Consider the following 18,167-nt stretch of genomic DNA (forward strand, 5'->3'; position numbering starts at 1 on the left):
ACAATTTCTCCGATGGCACCATCAGTATACCCGGCCAACTTAATAGCTTCAACATCCGAATTACTTACCCTTCCACCTTTTTGTACCAAGGACTTGGCAAAGATCAGTGCAGCCTCTACTTTAGGATCGTTATTTTTACCTTCCCTAGCCAGCTGCAAAGAATCGGTATCTATATTGGCCAATTTCTCACCAATAAAGGAGTGGGCAGATAAACAGTAGTTACAGGCATTGTCCTCAGCCACGGCCAAAGCGATCAGCTCGCCCAATTTTCCGCCCAAAGTTCCTTTGCCCAATGCATCGCCAAGATTTAAATATCCTTCCAGTACAGCGGAAGAATTGCCCATAGTTCTCATCATATTGGGAACCATTCCCAATTTGGCCTGTATGCCATCAAATAATTCTTTGGATCTTCCAGTTGCATCTTGGGGATCAAGTGCTTTTAAACGTGTCATAATTTTTAATTTGAGGTTATACGTCGCTATCGACATTACAAAGTTGCCATGATGGGACGGGTTATAAAATGGATGATGCACGCCAGTTGATGGATATTTTTCCCTACGCCCCCAAAAAAAAGGCTTCCAATCGCCAAATATATGTGTGCTTGTACAAAAGGGATGGACAATAAAAGAATAGGGGGCCGAACACCTAGGCATCTGACCCCCAACAACACTAACCAATTTCCCCATCTTGTAATAGCTATTGAGATCCCTTACAAGTTCATTGGTCGTATAGACCTTGCTCGGCACCATTTTATAATTGGTCTAGTCGCTTGCTTTCCGTACAAACCTGGTAATTTGGCCGATCCTGTGGCATGGCTAACCACTACAACCTTAAATTAAGCTTCGAAAAGATCCCTTATAGGTGAATCGAAAAAGTCCTTACCGAACAAAACTCATAAAGGAGCTCGGCAGCTTAAAATTTAAAAAAGAAGTTACCGTATTCATGGGGTTTGTTTCTATCGGTACACCATGGACAAGCTTGGTCAGACGCATAATCTATTTTCAATTATACTATAAGGTGGGGGCAATTTATACTACTTCACTAATCTGAACTTCTGGTTTTACACTAGTAAAGTTTGGAAGGTCGCCCAATATCGTTTCAGCATTGGCGCCGAATGATTGTTGAAAAGACTCCATTGATTCAAAAACCAAATTGGCAATTACTACATACGGTGAGGCTTCCTCTGGACTAATCCCAGCGAGACCGAAATTCACATCGGATGAAACAATCGCTTCACCTAATAAATCTTTTAATAATTGACCGTGCTTATTTACATAATAGTCTTTGTCGAATTTTAAATCTGAACTATTAGGGTACATTACTGTTAACTTGATCATCTTTATAGATTATTTAAAGTGACGGATTAGATTTGATATTCTTGTTTTTAACAAATATCTACCTCACGTATTATTTTAAATTTCGGATAAAATTTGGCGAATCATTTGATTTGTAAAACCCCATTCGTTATCATACCACGTCATCACCTTAAGTAAATCTCCATCTACCACTCTAGTCATGCCCAGGTCTACAGTTGATGCATGGGAATTTTTAATAATATCTGAAGACACCAATGGCTCATCTGTAGTGGACAAAATATTCTTATATCTCTTGGTATCTGCTTCCTCCTTAAAAATAGCATTAACTTCCTCGACTGTTACCTTGCGCTCCATAACAAAAGTTAAATCGGACATTGATCCAACCGGTATAGGAACTCGTAGAGCAACACCATCAAACTTATCTGTATACTCCGGTAGTGCCTTAGTAGTGGCAATCGCAGCACCTGTAGTAGTGGGAACAATGTTCTCTGCGCCTGCACGGCCCATTCTAAGGTTTTTTGCCGATGGGGCGTCGACTATACCCTGAGAGGCCGTATAGGCATGCACTGTAGTCATTATGGCTTTCTTGATACCAATTCTACGACCTAAAACCTCTACTATGGGACTAATGTTATTGGTTGTACAGCTGGCACAGGAAAATATATTTGTGGCACCATCCCCGGAATTAACGCCATGTACAACAGTTGGTAAATCCTCACTTTTCGTAGGGGCAGAAATTATAACAGATTTAGCTCCTGCCTTAATATGCTTTTTTGCATCATCACTTTTTGTGAAAAAACCGGTACTTTCAATAACTACATCAATCTTTTCCTTTGCCCATGGCAACTCTTCCGGGTTACGAAGTGAGTTGTATTTTATTTTTTTACCGTCTATTATAAGATTGGATTCATCATGTGAAACTTCCTTTTCATATATACCGTAAACTGAATCATACTTCAGTAAATAGGCTATATTCTCTATAGGGACGATATCATTGACCGCTATAAGTTCTAATTCCGGGGTATCAAGAATTACTTTTAAAGAAGCGCGACCAATACGCCCCATTCCGTTTATTGCTATTTTTTTCATTTTGTTTTTTTTAATCGTTAAATTTTAAAACGTCGCATAGTTTTATGCTTTTCGTCAATATTTATTCTAAACAGCCATTAGGCTATCTACTGCAAAACCTTGGAAAGTCTTTTTATTTATTTCCACTACTCAAGTGGAAGTATACGCGAATCATCCGCTTATAAGGAATACACAATAATTTTTGATTGCTGTGTAACAGTATTTTTTTGTTCCAATTTTTATTTTAGAATTCTTATTACTTGAGCTCAAATAAACTTGTCCCATTCCGTTTGGTACACAAAACCAACTCTCCTATGTACTGATATTGTTAAAGTACTTTTATATGGAACTTTTGCGATTTCATTTCTTTGCCTTAAGTAATCTTTAATCAGTAAACCTTCCTGAAAATCGGAAGGTTTACAACTAAGAAGCAGTAATTTTTGTGTCTATTATGAAACCACTTTTTCTTTGGACCATGCAAACTTTTTAAACGCTCCATCAACTGGTGTGTTTGCGATATGGTTAGTATAGTTGCTGATTACTTTTTGAGATAATCCCAAAATGATTTCCAACACCTGTGCCTCACCATAGCCGGCCGCATAAAATTTATCCAAATCTTCTTGAGTAACATGACCACGATTACGAACAATGGTCAATGTCAAAGTTCTTAACGCTTCTAATTTTTCATCAGCAAGTGGAGTTTCGTTACGTAATGCCTCGGTAATAGCCTCATCTACTTTCATCATTTTTGCAATACCAGTATGTGCAGGCACACAGTAGTGACAGGAGTGTTCTACATTTATAGTTTGCCAAACAACTGTTAATTCCTCTTCGTTGAACGATGAGTCCATAAATAATTGATGTAAGGTTTGATAGGCATCTAAAATTTTAGGAGCTGCAGCTAGAACACCATGTAGACCAGGTATCATACCGTATGCCTTTTGTGAATTTTCCAATAATTGCCTGCTACCTTCCGGAGCTGATTCAATGTTGTGAACTTTTAATTTAGTCATTATGTATATTATCAAAGTTAATTATATCTAAGCAAACGCTTAGTTTAAGTAAAAAAAAATATCCTTGTTTCTAAAATGTAGTATCCTATATTTTAGAAGATGTCTATAACAAAATTCAAAGGACGTTCAAAATTCAAAAATAATTTTCACTAAAAAATTGGCCAATTTCTTAATTTCTTATTCTCTATATAAGACGCCATTTTTTAGAATCCTTACAAACAAATCACTCTGTGTATTAAAAAAACATCCCCGAAACTGCAAGAATGAACGGATATAGTTATTAAATCTGCCACTCTATTGCGTTGCGCATAGGTGTGTTCGGACCGCAATATGGCATAAGGGAAGAATATTACATTTTTGGACCCAACAACCTCCACTAGTAGCTAGATGCCTCCTTAGTTCAATCAAAAAATATTACACTGCATGCTAAAAGAACATTGTCCCAAAGGGCGTAGATGTTTTGGAAATAGGTCACAGGATAAGCTTTATAAATAGCTGATCTTTAGCAGATTTATAGAAAATCCGACTGAAGATTCTCCTTGCCGGTTAAAATCAAACAACTAAAAGTAGGTAATTCAAGACTATGGGAAAAATTGCTAAGTACTCAGGAAATTCTCACTAACACCTTCTTTGTTCAATTCTCCAAATTTGCAGCGTAATATATCAACAAAAATACGCAAGTAAATATGACCACAATCAATACTCTTACAATAGGGCCGTTAATAACAGAAGAAAAAATGTCTTAGTATGAACTGGAATATCTCAATAGCGATTATCCCGGGTATTGGGATGTTTGTTTCGTCAACTGCCTTCCAAATGATGCGCATTAGTGCTGAAATAAAAATTCTGCTTAAGGAAAATAAAAATAATTTTCTGCAACATATTGCCTATTTAAAAATAATGCAACCTAACCCCCAACTAGAGTATCCACCTTGTTTTACTTAGTTTCAACTTTACTTGTATTGTCTGGTATTGGGAAGGGCATTTATGAAATGAATGAAAGTGGTGAGTGGATAATTTTCACAGCTGTAACATGTACCATTACAGCTTTGGGCATTTTAATAGAGTACAACTATAACACTGAAAAAATCAAAAGAAAATAACACTATTACAAACAAATTAACCACAATACGGGAATAAATAAAAACAATAAAAAACAATACTATTATGAATAATGAAATAACCCTTTACGGCGCAGATTGGTGTCCAGATTGTAGAAGAGCAAAAACTTTCTTAAAAGAAAATCATATTGATTACACATCTATTGATGTAGATTTGGATGAATCTGCAAGCCAAAAAGTGGAAGAAATAAATAATGGCAAAAGAATTATTCCTACGCTTATTATAAACGATAAGTCATTTACCAATCCTGATAATGCTATTCTTGCTTCAGAGTTAGGAGTAAATGATGAGGGGCGCGTACAATTATTTGGAGCGGATTGGTGCCCAGATTGTTTAAGAGCCAAACGATTCTTGCGGGACAATAGTATAAATTATCAGTATATAGATGTGGATGACCATGATTGGGCTACCAAAAAAGTAGAAAAAATTAATAATGGAAAGAGAATAATACCTACCCTACTGATTGATAATACACCATTCACCAATCCTGATAATGCTCAACTAAAGGAGACGCTAAAAATAAATGCAATCAAAGAAAATAAAGTATTCGATGTAATAATCATAGGAGGTGGTGCTGCTGGTTTAACCACTTCAATCTATGCTCAACGCGACAAGTTTGATACTTTAATCCTAGAAAAGAAGACTATAGGGGGTAATGCATTTTTAACCGAAAAAATTGAAAATTATCCCGGGTTTACCTCTATATCGGGTCCCGCTCTCGTCGATAAGATGGAAGAACAAGCCAAAACCTATGGAGCAACAATTAAAACCGGTCAAGAAGTAAGCGATATAATCAAGGAAAATGAACACTTCAAAGTTATTACTAAAACAGACATTTTTTTTGGTAAGTCAATTGTTTTATCAACGGGTTCAACCTACAAGCGGCTAGATATCCCGGGAGAGGAAGAACTCATTGGCAGCGGAGTTCATTTTTGTGCTACTTGCGATGGAGCTTTTTATCGGGATAAAGAGGTAATCGTTATTGGCGGAGGTAATTCAGCTGTTGAAGAAAGTATATTTCTTTCAGGTTTCGCTAAAAAAGTAAAAATTATAAATAGAAAAGAACAATTCTCGGCTTCGCAAACTGCCATAGAAAAGCTAAGTGATATTGATAACATTGAACAACACCACAACATAGAATCCGTTGAATTTTTACTCAATAAGAAAGGAAGGTTCAATGGACTAAAAGTAATAGACACATTAACTGGAGGGCAAAATGTTCTTAAGGCCGATGGAGTATTTATATTCATAGGACTTATTCCCAACAATCAATCTTTTAAGGGCTTGGTAGATTTAAATGACAAAGGCTATATCAAGTCGAGTGGGCTGGGAAATACTTCAGTACCCGGTATTTTTGCTGCCGGAGATAACCGGGAAGGAGCCATTGCCCAAGTTGCGGCTGCTACTGGAGAAGGTGTATTGGCTAGTTACGGAGTTCGTGAATTTTTAATGAAATAATAACCTTAACTCACTTTACTTTTCAAAAAGGACGACTTTTTAAGCCATGCGTTTTGTACTTTATGAGGAGTGGTATTTTGCCCATAAAAGAATATTGTTTGGTCACTACAAAGCCTACTAAAATGGACAAAGCCAAGTTCGCCACAACTGACAATTTTATAAAGGATAAGCCATGGTTTACATTTAATGGTGCACTGAAAAAAAACTATTTACTGTTTTCCAAACAATTACAGACTACAGTTGATTTATTTAAAAACCGCTTAATTTAAGCATATGAAGACAATAAGCATAGAAATTAGAAACAGAAAAAATCAATTTCTGGCAACAAAAATTGACTTTCCAAACAATCGGCGACCCCAAAAATTTGCCATATTTGCTCATTGTTTTACCTGTACAAGCCAACTTAACGCGGTTAGGAACATTAGTACAGCTCTAAGCGATAGAGGTATCGCAGTAGCCAGGTTTGATTTTACTGGCCTGGGCAAAAGTGAAGGAGAATTTGCCAACAGTCATTTTGAAGCCAATGTAGAAGATTTATTGGATGTCAATGCTTTTTTAAGTGACCATTTTCAAGCCCCTGAACTCATCGTTGGGCATTCACTTGGAGGCAGTGCTGCAATTGTAGCTGCAGCCAAATTAAAAAATATAAATGCCGTTGCAACTATTGGTGCACCTGCCGATGTGCAACATACCCTAAAGCACTTTTCCAGCCAGGTAAAAGACCTGAAAATGGGCGATAGTTCTGAGGTTGTCATAAGTGGTAGGAAATTTACCATTAGTTGGGATTTTGTGGAAGGGTTTAAAAGACACAAATTATCTGATACTATAAAATCATTGCGAAAGCCAATTTTGATACTACATTCCCCATTTGATGAAATAGTAGGTATTGAGAATGCCCATGAAATATATCATAATGCCATACACCCCAAGAGCTTTGTTTCATTAGACAATGCCAATCACCTTTTAACTAATAAGAAGGACAGTTTATATGCGGGGCAAGTAATAGCCTCTTGGGCAGACAGATATATTAATTTGACAACCTCGGATAACACCAGCCAACCAAAATATAAATTGATTCATAATTAAACCTTGGACCGAATATTTTGAGTTCCAGCATCTACACGATCAATAAAGCTATTATAAATACAAAATACACGGTTACAAATTTGTTCAAATTTAAACTTGTGATCCACACGATAGATCATATCAACAGTGCTTATTATTTTCCTTGGGATAGTTGAAATGCTAGAAGATAAAAACTTAATATGACAAAAAAATATACGGTCTAAACATTTTATAATCTAGCAGACGTCCATTATAAATATGGAATGAAAACGGAAAGTAAACCAGTTGAATGCCTAATACAAATAGTTGTTCAAAAATTATAGAACAATAGTTGTAAACGTTAGGGGAAAATTGCCAACAGTCGATGAATTATTGCCTAACCTATTTTAACCACCTTTATAGACCTTTGTATAATAAAACAATAATAATTTTAATATGAGAACTATTCAGAACATTAAGGAGTTTAACACATTAATCGAAAGCAATAAGCCAATTTTATTAGACTTTTACGCAGATTGGTGTGGCCCTTGTCAAGCGCTTTTACCCACCATTGAAAACCTCGCTAATGAGTATTCCGAAAAAGTGGAAATTGCCAAAATAAATGTTGACCAAAATCAAGAAATAGCGGCACATTTTAAAGTAAAAAGCATTCCGACCCTATACTTTTTAAAGGATAAGCAAGTGATAAATAAAATGCAAGGCTTACAATCAAAAAAAACATTATCCGATTACTTGGATAAATTAAGTTAATATGAACCTAAAAAATTGTGATTGCACTGGTCAATACCCAATATTTTTATATAAAAAATTAATTATTAGCACTCTGCTTTACCTTTACAGGTAAATTGGCCTATATAGATTTTATATAAATTATCTTGCAAAAAAAACAGAATGAAATTGTAGTGTCCAATTTTACTGCCTATTGGTCATTGTCTCCACTGGTTAGCCTAAGAGTTTGAAACACATTTTGCGTTCTAATAAAGCATGCATAAAACATCTAATTTGTACGGTGCGTAATTCGGTGAGTAATCGCGTTTTTTCAATTCATAAAACACTAATAATCAACATAATAAATCAAGGGTTTCAGTTCCTCTTTCTCCGCAAAAGGAAACCCATAACGAAAGTTATGGGTTTTTTGTTTCCTGCAGCCTCCGAAGTTTTCTTCGAAGAGGCGGAAGGAAACAAAAAACCTAACACGCGGAGCGGGTTATGGTTTCTATGCTTGCCCGGGATTACCTTTTTGGGGTGCACGAGTGGCAACGAGTGAATCCTGGTGAGGTACGAGCGTGACGCTCGCGCCAGCGGGGTTTACCTCAAAGTGGCGGAAGAACTGCTTGTTAATTTTATCCATTGATTGGACTATTTTAAGCAGGAATTACATTCAACTGGCAAATAGATCCCGTATTTCCAAATTCAATTGTTGGAAGCTAGTTTGCTTCCTCCAATTTTTAAACTTTTCTTTTGATTCCCACTTGATTCCTTATCCGCTACGATTGCTCCTGCCCCTATTGGCATTATGTTCCTCATGGTAACTTCGGATATCTTCTTTTTGATACCCCTTGATCCTCTCGTACTTGGTACGTCTTAGGTCCAAATGGCTATATCTAGGTGGTAAAACCTTGCGCCGTACCCAAACATTCCCTTCCAAATAGATATAAGTGCGGGCCGAAAGGTCATAGTAAAAACTATAGTTTGGAAAATAGACGTAGCGAACTACCTCTAACCGGTTTGGATAGAACCAAGGCGGGGGCGGTGGGTTTGTTCCCGCGGTGAAGACCATTGGGCCACAGCTGGTGACGGCCATGAATATTGATAATAAGGGAATTAATACCCTTGCTCTAAACAGTATTTTTGTTTTCATGTCTATAAGAACTTTGAAAACAAAATAAAGTCATATTTACTAGTCAAGAAATGATCTACATCATGCTGATATTAATTCTAAAAATAAAATTGAATAACCTTAAATAGCTAAGGCCCTTATACATTGGGAAGGCATCATAAAGCAATCGTAAATTTAAATAGGATAGGTTCACTATGACCAAAATCATTTCAAGACCTATTCACAAGAGATATCTTTGGATTTGGGTATTGATTGTTACCTAAGACGAATATGTTGGGTTTTAGGCAAATGAAACAGTTTATAAGTAATACTGGCAATGGAGAAACCAAGGAAAAAAAATCCAGACCCCGATTCGTCGGGAGATAATAGTCCAAAATCACCTTTAGGTGGATCTGGATACGTCCTGTTTTATCTTGTGTTATTGGGCCTGTTCTTGGTAATTACCTTTTTTTCCAATCCAGTGACCAATACCCAGGTTATAACATGGTCGTTTTTTCAAGATACCCTATTGGTCGAGAAACAGGTTTCTAAAATCCTTGTTGTTAACAAGGAAATCGCTGAAATATATATCAAGAAAAAACAATTGGACGGACAACAACAAGATCCGATTTCCAATCTTTTCGGAAGTGTTGAATCTCCAAATTATTATATGAATATAGGTACGGTAGATATTTTTGAACATAAATTAGAAAAGGCCCAAGAAGATTTTCCGTCCGCAGATAAAGTTGAAGTGCAGTATGAGACACGTACCGGCTGGGGAAGCATACTTTCATGGCTACTGCCGTTTGGACTGGTAATTTTGTTCTGGTTGTATATTTTGAGACGAATGGGAGGTGGAGGCCGTAGCGGAGGTGTTGGGAGTTCCCTATTTAATTTTGGAAAATCCAATGCACGACTTATGGAAAAAGGTAGCACAAGTTCGGCTACATTTTCGGATATCGCAGGTCTTAAAGAGGCCAAGACCGAAATTATGGAAGTGGTAGATTTTTTAAAGAACCCAGAGACCTATACCCAATTGGGAGCTAAAATCCCAAAGGGTGTTATGCTGGTGGGGCCTCCGGGAACAGGAAAGACGTTAATGGCCAAGGCTGTGGCAGGTGAAGCCGGAGTACCTTTCTTCTCGATGTCGGGGTCGGAATTCGTGGAAATGTTTGTAGGGGTCGGTGCCTCGCGTGTCCGAGATCTGTTCAAGAAGGCCAAGGAAAGGGCTCCTAGTATAATTTTTATTGATGAAATTGATGCCGTTGGACGTTCCAGGGGGAAAATAAATGCCTTTCAAGCCAATGATGAACGGGAAAGTACACTAAACCAATTGCTCACTGAACTGGATGGTTTTGGCCCTAATACAGGGGTAATAGTACTTGCGGCAACCAACCGTCCCGATGTGCTGGACAAGGCTCTCCTTAGGCCGGGAAGGTTTGATCGCCATATTTATCTGGAACTGCCTACCAAGGAGGAACGTATAGAGATTTTTGGAGTACATCTGCGACCTCTAAAACTTTCCAAAAGTGTTGATGTTGAGCTCCTAGCGAAATTAAGTCCAGGATTTTCAGGTGCCGACATTGCCAATATCTGTAATGAGGCCGCATTGATTGCTGCCCGTAAAAAAAAGAAGGAAGTGGAACAATCCGATTTTATGGAAGCCCGTGATCGTATCATTGGAGGTATTGAGCGGAAGAGCAAGATCATCTCGCCCAAGGAAAAGGAGATTGTTGCCTATCATGAAGCTGGCCACGCCGTAGTAAGCTGGTATCTAAAAAATGTAGACGCCTTGGTAAAGGTTTCCATTATTCCAAGGGGGAAATCTTTGGGAGCAGCCTGGTATTTGCCCCAAGAACGGCAAATTGTGACCAAAGCCCAATTTTTGGATCAGATATGTGCCTCTCTTGGAGGGCGGGCCGCGGAACAAATAATTTTTGACGAAGTCTCCTCTGGTGCGCTTGACGATTTGGAAAAAGTAACCAAACAGGCCTATACTATGGTCGCCTATTACGGATTGGATGAAGAAATAGGTCCTATCAGCTTCTATGATTCCACTGGGCAGAACGAGCGTATGTTTGGCAAACCATACAGTGAGAATATGGCCCAAAAAATAGATGTGGAAGTACAGGATCTGATAATGACAGCCTACGAGAGAACAATAGAGCTGCTGAACAACCATAAATCGGAATTGGAAAAATTGGCCCAGCTTCTATTGAAACAGGAGGTTGTGGACAAGAAAGACCTTGAAAGTATTCTTGGCAAACGGGACATGGAAAAATTGTTGAAAGACAATTAGGCACTCCGCCCATAAACTTGTTTCCAACGAACTAAAACAGGGGCACTTGTTGTTCCAAATCACTATTATTTTGAACTGTTAAATTAAACATTCAATATTGGCCGGATATTTTTTCCAACATCTATTTTAAAAAAGTAGTCTTTTCTTGAATTTTTCTGTTAATGACATATTTGGTTTCTCAGAACAATACTTTTCAGGAGTTGAAAATTTCTATGGAAATCATTACCCTGATGCACCCTTTTAGTTTTCTGGTTTAATACTCTGTCCTTGGTTGGGTTCCTTAAAAGAGACCAGGATTTATTCTTGGGGTTAATGCCATTTATTTTTGTTAAAATTATAGGACGCTGATCCACATCATTTTAGAAAGCAATTCCCATAGATATCTTTGGCAAATCATAATTAATTGGTTAACTAAAAAAGAAAATATCATGAAAACAGATGCAGAAATTAAGGACAATGTCTTGGATGAATTGGCGTGGCAACCTGATATAGATGAGACCGAGATTGGTGTTATCGTTGAAAATGGAGTGGTAACACTAAATGGAGTTGTTGACAGTCACTCAAAAAAATTGGCTGCTGAAAAAGCGGTAAAGGGCGTGTTTGGGGTAAAGGCCCTGGCAAGCGATATAGAGGTGAAGTTTGGTGATGACTACAAAAAAACGGATAAAGAGATTGCCAAGGCCATTGTAAATGCCTTTGAATGGAACGATTCGGTACCTGAAAATGACATTAAGGTGAAGGTAGAGAACGGATGGGTTTATTTATCCGGGGAAGTTAAGTGGGAGCACGAGAAAAATGCTGCTAAAAAGGCAATACAGAATTTGATCGGGATAGTCAGGGTGATTAACAGTATTGTAGTTAAGCAGGATGAAAAGCCTACCAAAATAGAGGAGATCAAGCCTTTTGAAGTAAGCGAAAAAATTAAAAAAGCGTTCGAGCGATCTGCGGAAATTGATGCCAAAAAAATTACCGTTTTAACAGAAGGCCATACGGTTACGCTCCAGGGCAAGGTGCATTCCATTAAGGAAAAGGAAGATGCAGAAGCCGCAGCTTATAAGGCACCAGGGGTATATGAGGTGAAAAACGACCTTAAGGTTCAGTATTACACTGAATATGCCTAAATTTTAAATTGCAATTCCTTGGTTTTACTGCCCATACCATATTGGAATTGAAAAACCCTGATTCTTTGGTTAGATCAGGGTTTTTATTCGTCGAAACTTTTATGGTTCATCCGTGTATTTAACGAACCTGAAGTTTCTTTGCATTTCAAACCCTCGGTTCCGTTTAGGGTATGGTCAATTAGGTTAAAATTAGATCCCACTTAGTGCTGGAAATACTTATAAAGAATGGCTTCCCGATAAGTTTCCGGCCTATTTTCAATTTAGCCATATATCAAGTTGTTTTCACATTGCCATGTAGGGTATTTAAAAAGAAGGCCGGACTAACCTTGACTCCATATAATCCAGCACACAATTCCTGTTAGTAAGTCTTCGATCCTATTTTGACGATTATAGAAGGGAACATAAAAGGAGCGATGTTAAAAAAGTTTAATACTGATGTATGTCATTTTGGAAAGTTAATTGACAACCTACTTTTAAGTAAGAAAGCCTAATTATTTACGAATTAAAATAAGCGACAATGAAAACAGACACAGAAATTAAAGAGGATGTATTGGACGAACTAGCTTGGCATCCTGATATAGATGAGACCGAAATAGGGGTCATTGTTGAAGATGGTATAGTAACCTTAACTGGTTTTGTTGATGAATATCCAAAAAAAATGGCAGCTGAAAAAGCAGCGAAAGAGGTGGCGGGTGTAAAAGCAGTAGCAAGTGATATTGAAGTCAAGTATGGCAATGAATACAAAAAAACTGATAAGGAAATCGCCAAAGCAGCCGTGAATGCCTTGGAGTGGAATGCCACAGTACCCCAAGAAAAAATATTGGTAAAAGTAGATAATGGCTTTGTTTTTCTATCCGGGGAGGTTACTTGGGGGTATCAGAAAGATGCCGCAAAGCGAACTATAGAAAACTTATTGGGAGTTAAGGGAGTCTTCAACAATATTGAAATTGTTCCAATAGTGGAACCTGGTAAGGTCACTGAAAAAATTCTTAAAGCCTTTGAACGATCAGCAGATATAGATGCGGAAAATGTAACCGTAATTGTGCATGGATCGGAGGTTACCCTTACGGGTACCGTAAGTTCTATAAAACAAAAAGAGGATGCCACCAACGCCGCGTTTCATGCCCCTGGAGTAAGCAAGGTAAAAAACCAGATAAAGGTGCAATACAATCCTACCCATGCATTTTGATCGAATCATGCAGCTGAGAAATTTTTCTTTGGTCGTAGGTTGATTTAGGGTATTTTAAGTACTATAATCTCTACAATGGACAATTCATTAGCAATGAAAGAATAGACGTTCAGTTAGCAGAAAAGGACGCTATATAGCTTGTAGGTTAGAGTATAATAGTTAATGCCGCGGTGGGTGGTGATGAGGTGCCGGCAGGCGACAAGATTTTGGTACAGGAAACCATTCGCCAAGACCTTATAATGGCTGGACGAGAGATTACTGTAAAGGAATATTTAGTAGATGATATTCCCGCCGCCAAGAGCAAGATGACCAATGTATTTTTTATCATTCATAGCCTCTCGAGCTTATTGATACTGTTGCTGATGAATCGGGCTTTCGGTAAGTTGTCCCTATAGGTTTCAAAGAAATTGGACCAGAATTTATGGTTAGTTACAGGCTATGGATTGATATATCTTTTTGGGATGACAATTATCCTTGTTATTGCCTTTTAGCTGATGATTGGTATCCCCATAGGCTGGTTCCTGTTATTGGTCTATGTGTTCGGTATTCTGTTAGGACATTTGGTGGCATCGCAATTGATAACACATTACTGGGATAAAAAAAAGGAATGGAAATTCTGGCAGATCGTTTTTATTGCGTTGGGAACAGTGGTTCTAATTCGCTTGGCGACCCTAATTCCATTTTTGGGAACTTTGGTCCCCTTGTGGATAATTGTCTTTGATTATGGCGCATTTCTATTGGTATTTTTAAAAAGGAAAAAGGAACATAAAACAATAATATGATGTATGTAAAAAAAAATGATAGATCGATTGACATACCACTTAAAAATGTGGTTTTAAAGGGAGATTTATCGGTGCCGCCCAATGCAACGGCCTTGGTATTGTTTTCCCACGGAAGTGGCAGTAGCCGTTTTAGTCCCAGGAATATGTACGTGGTAAATACGCTTAAGGAGGAAGGTCTGGGTACCCTATTGTTCGATCTCCTTACCTTAAAGGAAGACCTAGTGTACCAAACACGCTTTAATATAGATTTGTTAACACAAAGGTTGGTCGCAGTTACCAAATGGGTTAAGCGGCAACAACTTACTAAAGATATGGCGTTGGGCTATTTTGGGGCAAGTACTGGTGCGGCCGCTGCAATAAGGGCCGCGGCTCATTTTGGGAGTGATATTATGGCGGTAGTTTCCAGGGGAGGAAGACCGGACTTGGCCTATTCAGCACTGATGCGGTTAAAGGCCCCTACTCTACTAATTGTAGGTGGATGGGATCAGGAAGTGTTGGAACTTAACCAGAAGGCCTATGAAAAATTAAACTGTAAAAAGAAATTGGAGATTATTCCCCAAGCCTCCCATCTTTTTGGGGAAAAGGGTAAATTGGAGGACGTTGCGCGCTCATCCGCGAATTGGTTCAATAAATGGTTGGTGGTCAAAAAAGAAAAAAATGTTCAAGAATAGAACCGAGGCGGGTTTACAATTGGCTGAAAAATTATTGGACAATTATGACAGGGACCGGGTGTTGATTTTTGCCATACCCCGTGGCGGATTATCCTTGGGCACCATAATGGCAAAATCTTAGAATGCGCCATGGGAAGTGGCCCTGTCCAACAAAATTGGACATCCGAACCACAAGGGATATATAATGGGTGCAGTAAGTTTGGATGGGGCTGTTCTAATTAAGGTGGTGGGGGTTTCTAAAGAATATTTGGAGCAATAAAAAATCGTATTCGTGAAAAACTCAATAAAAGTTATGGGCAGTATTCCAAGGATCGCTCGCCTATAGGGTCAAGGGAGAAGGGCGAGTTTTACGAAGAATTTGAACAAGTTTCCGATGAAATGGCCATTGGATTATTGGAAGAAGTCCGAGAGCAAAAAAGGTCTATCCCTTGACTACTGCCATTGGTCTCAGTTTAGCCACCTTTTTGGCAATCCCGGAATCCTGAATGGTCTCCACCACTTCATTAACATCCTTATAGGCAATGGGAGCCTCTTCGGCTATACCCTTAAAGGAACCAGCCTGTACATATATGCCCATTTCCCTCAGTTTTTCTTTGAGTACCGGGGCATTCACTTGTTTTTTTGCAGCAGTTCTAGACAATTTTCTTCCGGCTCCATGACAACAGGATCCAAAGGAAATTTCTTCGCTTCTATTGGTACCGGCCAAGATATAGGAGCAGGTACCCATACTGCCAGGGATTATGACGGGTTGTCCAATGGATAAATACTCCTTGGGGAGGTCTTCAAACCCTGGTCCAAAGGCACGGGTAGCTCCTTTTCGGTGAACCAAAACCTTCAATTTTTCACCATCGACCTTATGTGTTTCAATTTTGGCAATATTGTGGGCCACGTCGTACATTAGTTTTAGCGGGGCTACATCGGCACCGAAAACATTTTTCCATGCCTTTCTCACCTCCCATGAGATAATCTCCCTGTTGCACCATGCAAAATTGGCCGCTGCACACATGGCTTTAAAATAATTCTCCCCTTCTTGGGAATTAAACGGCACACAGGCCAGTTCCCTGTCGGGCACCTTAATACCGTAATTGGGCATTGCGGCCATTATCCCACGAATATAATCTGTGGCCACTTGGTGCCCTAGTCCTCTGGAACCGGTGTGTATTAGTACCACAACCTGCCCTTTTGAAAGTCCATAAGCCTCGGCAGCTATGGGGTCGTAAATCTCCTCTACATAATCTACCTCTACAAAATGGTTCCCGGATCCAATGGTCCCCAACTGATCCGTGCCCCTTTTTTTAGCCATTTGCGAAACCATAGCAGGATCCGCATTATCCAACCTGCCATTACTTTCCATATAATTCAATTCCTTCTTATCCGCATAACCATTATCCACAGCCCATTCCGCGCCCTTGGTCAACACTTCGTCCATTTCTTTGGGATTAAGGTTTATTTGTCCGCCTTTACCCATCCCAGAAGGGATTTGTGCATACATTTCTTTGGATAATTCTTCCAATTTAGAATTTATTTCCTCTGCATTTTGTTGCGAAGTAAGTAGACGAACGCCACAATTTATATCATATCCGATGCCTCCTGGTGAAATGGCCCCATCGGGATATAATGTAGCTGCCACGCCACCAATGGGAAAGCCGTAACCCTCGTGTACATCGGGCATTACAAGTGAGGCACCTATTATACCGGGCAAGGAAGCCACATTGACCAATTGTACCAGTGATCTATCCACCATAATGGCATCTAATAAGGTCTCTGATGCAATAACCCTAGCAGGCACGCGCATTTGAGGCCTAAAGGTTTGAGGTATCTCCCATAGAAAATCCTCCTTCTTAATAATATCATGTTTGTTTATTTTCATGTTTTATATATCAAAAATTATGAAAGTTTCCCATGTATTTCGTCTGGTTTTAACTACTTCGGCCTCGTGATAGGTAACGGCTTTTATTTCTTCGTCAAAACCTATTGTTTTTTTTCCATAAATATCCGCAATGATATTCGTGGCCGTAAGTTTTATAAAGATCACTTTGCAATAAATCGACTTTTCCAAATAGGAGTAAGACAGCACTTCGGATAAGAAATCGATCAAAAGACAGGTCTGATCTGTGGCTTTTAGTACAATATTGGATTTTATTTCAAAAGAGTCCTCCGTATCACATATATCCTCTTTTAATATGTTGGCCATACCCAATACCCCGGCCACCATAATTTCCTTAAAACTACTGCCTTCCACTTTCATACGAATGTCGGCAGTATGGGGAAAATATTGGAACTTCACTTTTTGGTTGCCTTGACCACAACAAATGAACCTTCGCCAAAACCTGGTTTGGGTATTTGAACCTTGTTTATGGTATCCAAATCACCGAAAAGGGTCTGATTGTATTCTATATTGTTAAATCCAGTCTGGTTTAACAGTTTTGAGATATGATCAACCGAATAAAAATGGGCATCCTTATAAAAATGGCTTCGGTTCCTTTTCAGTTCGTATTCCTTGGCTACCGATCGCTCTTTATCCAAAAAGCCGATAATTACTGCACCATTGGGTTTTAGAACCCTGTGTGCCTCGCGAAAGGCTCTTTTCGGATCTTTTAAAAAACATATAGTAACGAACAGGACAAAATCGAAAGTCATATCCCCATAAGGTAATCGCTCGGCGGTACCATCCATAATCTCGATTCCTCTTTTTATAGCCAATTTAGCCATTTCCTTGGAAGGCTCAATACCTTCCTTAATGCCCAAGGGTTCCGCAAACCTTCCAGTACCAATACCTATTTCTATACCATGAAGATTTTGGGGTAATTTTTGAAATTGTTCCTTCAATGCCAAAATTTCGGATTCATATACTTCCGGATAGTCTTTATACCATTGCTCATATTCCGATACGTAGGTATCAAATGCTTCTATTGTTCCCATAAGATTACTTTTTTACTAAAGTTGGATAAAAAGAATAGCGTGCACAATGATCTAGGTCACTTGCATCTGGGTTTGGGGAAATCAATATCAAAACAAGGTAAACCATTAAAGGTTAAGGAACCATACAAGTGTATAAACTTTGGTATGGCTTCATTGCCGATTAGAATATAAGCCGCTTAATGATCCATTATGCCGTAGCAGGTCTTAGTGTTTGACGGGTTTGATAATTTAGATAGTCCTTAAAGGAAAAGTGCATGTCCTAATGTATAATCGGACTTATTTTTTTACTCGATAATCGAGATTTTAACCTGCCTACCTTAGG

Annotated in this window: 19 protein-coding genes; 11 read left to right on the forward strand and 8 right to left on the reverse strand. The window is 38.6% G+C overall.

Features of this window, described 5'->3' with window-relative positions; all coding sequences use genetic code 11:
- The 4 genes from MWU84_RS02800 to MWU84_RS02815 form a co-directional block, all read right to left on the reverse strand.
- On the reverse strand, window positions 1–452 hold a 452-nt coding region (locus tag MWU84_RS02800), incomplete at its 3' end, for a carboxymuconolactone decarboxylase family protein (RefSeq protein WP_246897992.1).
- A 576-nt stretch (window positions 453–1,028) separates the two neighbouring features.
- The gene (locus tag MWU84_RS02805) at window positions 1,029–1,337 is read right to left on the reverse strand and encodes an EthD family reductase (protein ID WP_246897994.1); all 309 of its coding nucleotides are present in this window, start codon (window positions 1,335–1,337) and stop codon (window positions 1,029–1,031) included.
- 75 nt (window positions 1,338–1,412) lie between these two features.
- Window positions 1,413–2,405, reverse strand: a complete 993-nt coding sequence (gene gap, locus MWU84_RS02810; protein ID WP_246897996.1) for a type I glyceraldehyde-3-phosphate dehydrogenase — start codon at window positions 2,403–2,405, stop codon at window positions 1,413–1,415.
- 428 nt (window positions 2,406–2,833) lie between these two features.
- A complete protein-coding gene (locus MWU84_RS02815; RefSeq protein ID WP_246897999.1) occupies window positions 2,834–3,397 on the reverse strand; it encodes a carboxymuconolactone decarboxylase family protein in 564 nt (187 codons plus the stop codon).
- Window positions 3,398–4,144: 747 nt separating this feature from the next.
- Here MWU84_RS02815 and MWU84_RS02820 point away from each other — a divergent pair.
- The 4 genes from MWU84_RS02820 (at window position 4,145) to trxA (ending at window position 7,792) form a co-directional block, all read left to right on the forward strand.
- Complete coding sequence (locus MWU84_RS02820; RefSeq protein WP_246898001.1) at window positions 4,145–4,342, forward strand: hypothetical protein; 198 nt, start codon at window positions 4,145–4,147, stop codon at window positions 4,340–4,342.
- A gap of 222 nt (window positions 4,343–4,564) precedes the next feature.
- Entirely contained in the window at window positions 4,565–5,977 is a 1,413-nt protein-coding gene (locus tag MWU84_RS02825; protein ID WP_246898003.1) for an FAD-dependent oxidoreductase, read from the forward strand.
- A 273-nt stretch (window positions 5,978–6,250) separates the two neighbouring features.
- Window positions 6,251–7,063, forward strand: a complete 813-nt coding sequence (locus MWU84_RS02830; RefSeq protein WP_246898005.1) for an alpha/beta hydrolase — start codon at window positions 6,251–6,253, stop codon at window positions 7,061–7,063.
- Window positions 7,064–7,477: 414 nt separating this feature from the next.
- Window positions 7,478–7,792: a thioredoxin gene (trxA, locus tag MWU84_RS02835; RefSeq protein ID WP_246898007.1), complete on the forward strand. Its 315-nt coding sequence runs from the start codon at window positions 7,478–7,480 to the stop codon at window positions 7,790–7,792.
- A 730-nt stretch (window positions 7,793–8,522) separates the two neighbouring features.
- Here trxA and MWU84_RS02840 read toward each other — a convergent pair.
- The gene (locus MWU84_RS02840; RefSeq protein WP_246898009.1) at window positions 8,523–8,903 is read right to left on the reverse strand and encodes a hypothetical protein; all 381 of its coding nucleotides are present in this window, start codon (window positions 8,901–8,903) and stop codon (window positions 8,523–8,525) included.
- Between the two features lie 295 nt (window positions 8,904–9,198).
- Between MWU84_RS02840 and ftsH the strand changes: the two genes are divergently transcribed.
- The 7 genes from ftsH (at window position 9,199) to MWU84_RS24255 (ending at window position 15,044) form a co-directional block, all read left to right on the forward strand.
- Entirely contained in the window at window positions 9,199–11,160 is a 1,962-nt protein-coding gene (gene ftsH / locus MWU84_RS02845) for an ATP-dependent zinc metalloprotease FtsH (RefSeq protein ID WP_246898011.1), read from the forward strand.
- 428 nt (window positions 11,161–11,588) lie between these two features.
- On the forward strand, window positions 11,589–12,281 hold the full coding sequence (locus MWU84_RS02850; protein WP_246898013.1) for a BON domain-containing protein: 693 nt from the start codon (window positions 11,589–11,591) through the stop codon (window positions 12,279–12,281).
- Between the two features lie 517 nt (window positions 12,282–12,798).
- On the forward strand, window positions 12,799–13,470 hold the full coding sequence (locus tag MWU84_RS02855; protein WP_246898016.1) for a BON domain-containing protein: 672 nt from the start codon (window positions 12,799–12,801) through the stop codon (window positions 13,468–13,470).
- 170 nt (window positions 13,471–13,640) lie between these two features.
- Window positions 13,641–13,865, forward strand: coding sequence for a hypothetical protein (locus tag MWU84_RS02860; RefSeq protein WP_246898019.1), 225 nt, complete (start codon window positions 13,641–13,643; stop codon window positions 13,863–13,865).
- Between the two features lie 99 nt (window positions 13,866–13,964).
- Complete coding sequence (locus MWU84_RS02865) at window positions 13,965–14,252, forward strand: hypothetical protein (RefSeq protein WP_246898021.1); 288 nt, start codon at window positions 13,965–13,967, stop codon at window positions 14,250–14,252.
- Window positions 14,249–14,923, forward strand: coding sequence for an alpha/beta hydrolase (locus MWU84_RS02870; protein ID WP_246898024.1), 675 nt, complete (start codon window positions 14,249–14,251; stop codon window positions 14,921–14,923). Before MWU84_RS02865 ends, MWU84_RS02870 begins: the two co-directional genes overlap by 4 nt.
- Entirely contained in the window at window positions 14,910–15,044 is a 135-nt protein-coding gene (locus MWU84_RS24255; RefSeq protein ID WP_281502494.1) for a hypothetical protein, read from the forward strand. Before MWU84_RS02870 ends, MWU84_RS24255 begins: the two co-directional genes overlap by 14 nt.
- A gap of 300 nt (window positions 15,045–15,344) precedes the next feature.
- Here MWU84_RS24255 and MWU84_RS02875 read toward each other — a convergent pair whose 3' ends face one another.
- From MWU84_RS02875 to MWU84_RS02885, 3 genes are read right to left on the reverse strand one after another with little or no spacing between them, the layout of a single operon-like run.
- On the reverse strand, window positions 15,345–16,793 hold the full coding sequence (locus MWU84_RS02875; protein ID WP_281502495.1) for an RtcB family protein: 1,449 nt from the start codon (window positions 16,791–16,793) through the stop codon (window positions 15,345–15,347).
- A 3-nt stretch (window positions 16,794–16,796) separates the two neighbouring features.
- Window positions 16,797–17,210: an archease gene (locus MWU84_RS02880; RefSeq protein ID WP_246898026.1), complete on the reverse strand. Its 414-nt coding sequence runs from the start codon at window positions 17,208–17,210 to the stop codon at window positions 16,797–16,799.
- On the reverse strand, window positions 17,207–17,845 hold the full coding sequence (locus tag MWU84_RS02885; protein ID WP_246898028.1) for a class I SAM-dependent methyltransferase: 639 nt from the start codon (window positions 17,843–17,845) through the stop codon (window positions 17,207–17,209). Before MWU84_RS02885 ends, MWU84_RS02880 begins: the two co-directional genes overlap by 4 nt.
- Window positions 17,846–18,167 lie beyond the last annotated feature (322 nt).

The sequence above is a fragment of the Arenibacter sp. F20364 genome, assembly GCF_023015905.1.
In the GTDB taxonomy this organism is placed as follows: Bacteria; Bacteroidota; Bacteroidia; order Flavobacteriales; family Flavobacteriaceae; genus Arenibacter.

What these genes read in the sequence shown, in the direction of transcription:
- MWU84_RS02855 (WP_246898016.1), top strand. Translation starts at nt 12,799, where the DNA reads ATGAAAACAGACACAGAAATTAAAGAGGATGTATTGGACGAACTAGCT.
- MWU84_RS02820 (WP_246898001.1), top strand. Translation starts at nt 4,145, where the DNA reads ATGAACTGGAATATCTCAATAGCGATTATCCCGGGTATTGGGATGTTT.
- ftsH (WP_246898011.1), top strand. Translation starts at nt 9,199, where the DNA reads ATGGAGAAACCAAGGAAAAAAAATCCAGACCCCGATTCGTCGGGAGAT.
- MWU84_RS02840 (WP_246898009.1), bottom strand. Translation starts at nt 8,903, where the DNA reads ATGAAAACAAAAATACTGTTTAGAGCAAGGGTATTAATTCCCTTATTA.
- MWU84_RS02830 (WP_246898005.1), top strand. Translation starts at nt 6,251, where the DNA reads ATGAAGACAATAAGCATAGAAATTAGAAACAGAAAAAATCAATTTCTG.
- MWU84_RS02825 (WP_246898003.1), top strand. Translation starts at nt 4,565, where the DNA reads ATGAATAATGAAATAACCCTTTACGGCGCAGATTGGTGTCCAGATTGT.
- MWU84_RS02815 (WP_246897999.1), bottom strand. Translation starts at nt 3,397, where the DNA reads ATGACTAAATTAAAAGTTCACAACATTGAATCAGCTCCGGAAGGTAGC.
- MWU84_RS02885 (WP_246898028.1), bottom strand. Translation starts at nt 17,845, where the DNA reads ATGGGAACAATAGAAGCATTTGATACCTACGTATCGGAATATGAGCAA.
- MWU84_RS02850 (WP_246898013.1), top strand. Translation starts at nt 11,589, where the DNA reads ATGAAAACAGATGCAGAAATTAAGGACAATGTCTTGGATGAATTGGCG.
- MWU84_RS02875 (WP_281502495.1), bottom strand. Translation starts at nt 16,793, where the DNA reads ATGAAAATAAACAAACATGATATTATTAAGAAGGAGGATTTTCTATGG.
- trxA (WP_246898007.1), top strand. Translation starts at nt 7,478, where the DNA reads ATGAGAACTATTCAGAACATTAAGGAGTTTAACACATTAATCGAAAGC.
- MWU84_RS02805 (WP_246897994.1), bottom strand. Translation starts at nt 1,337, where the DNA reads ATGATCAAGTTAACAGTAATGTACCCTAATAGTTCAGATTTAAAATTC.
- MWU84_RS24255 (WP_281502494.1), top strand. Translation starts at nt 14,910, where the DNA reads ATGTTCAAGAATAGAACCGAGGCGGGTTTACAATTGGCTGAAAAATTA.
- MWU84_RS02870 (WP_246898024.1), top strand. Translation starts at nt 14,249, where the DNA reads ATGATGTATGTAAAAAAAAATGATAGATCGATTGACATACCACTTAAA.
- MWU84_RS02865 (WP_246898021.1), top strand. Translation starts at nt 13,965, where the DNA reads ATGATTGGTATCCCCATAGGCTGGTTCCTGTTATTGGTCTATGTGTTC.
- gap (WP_246897996.1), bottom strand. Translation starts at nt 2,405, where the DNA reads ATGAAAAAAATAGCAATAAACGGAATGGGGCGTATTGGTCGCGCTTCT.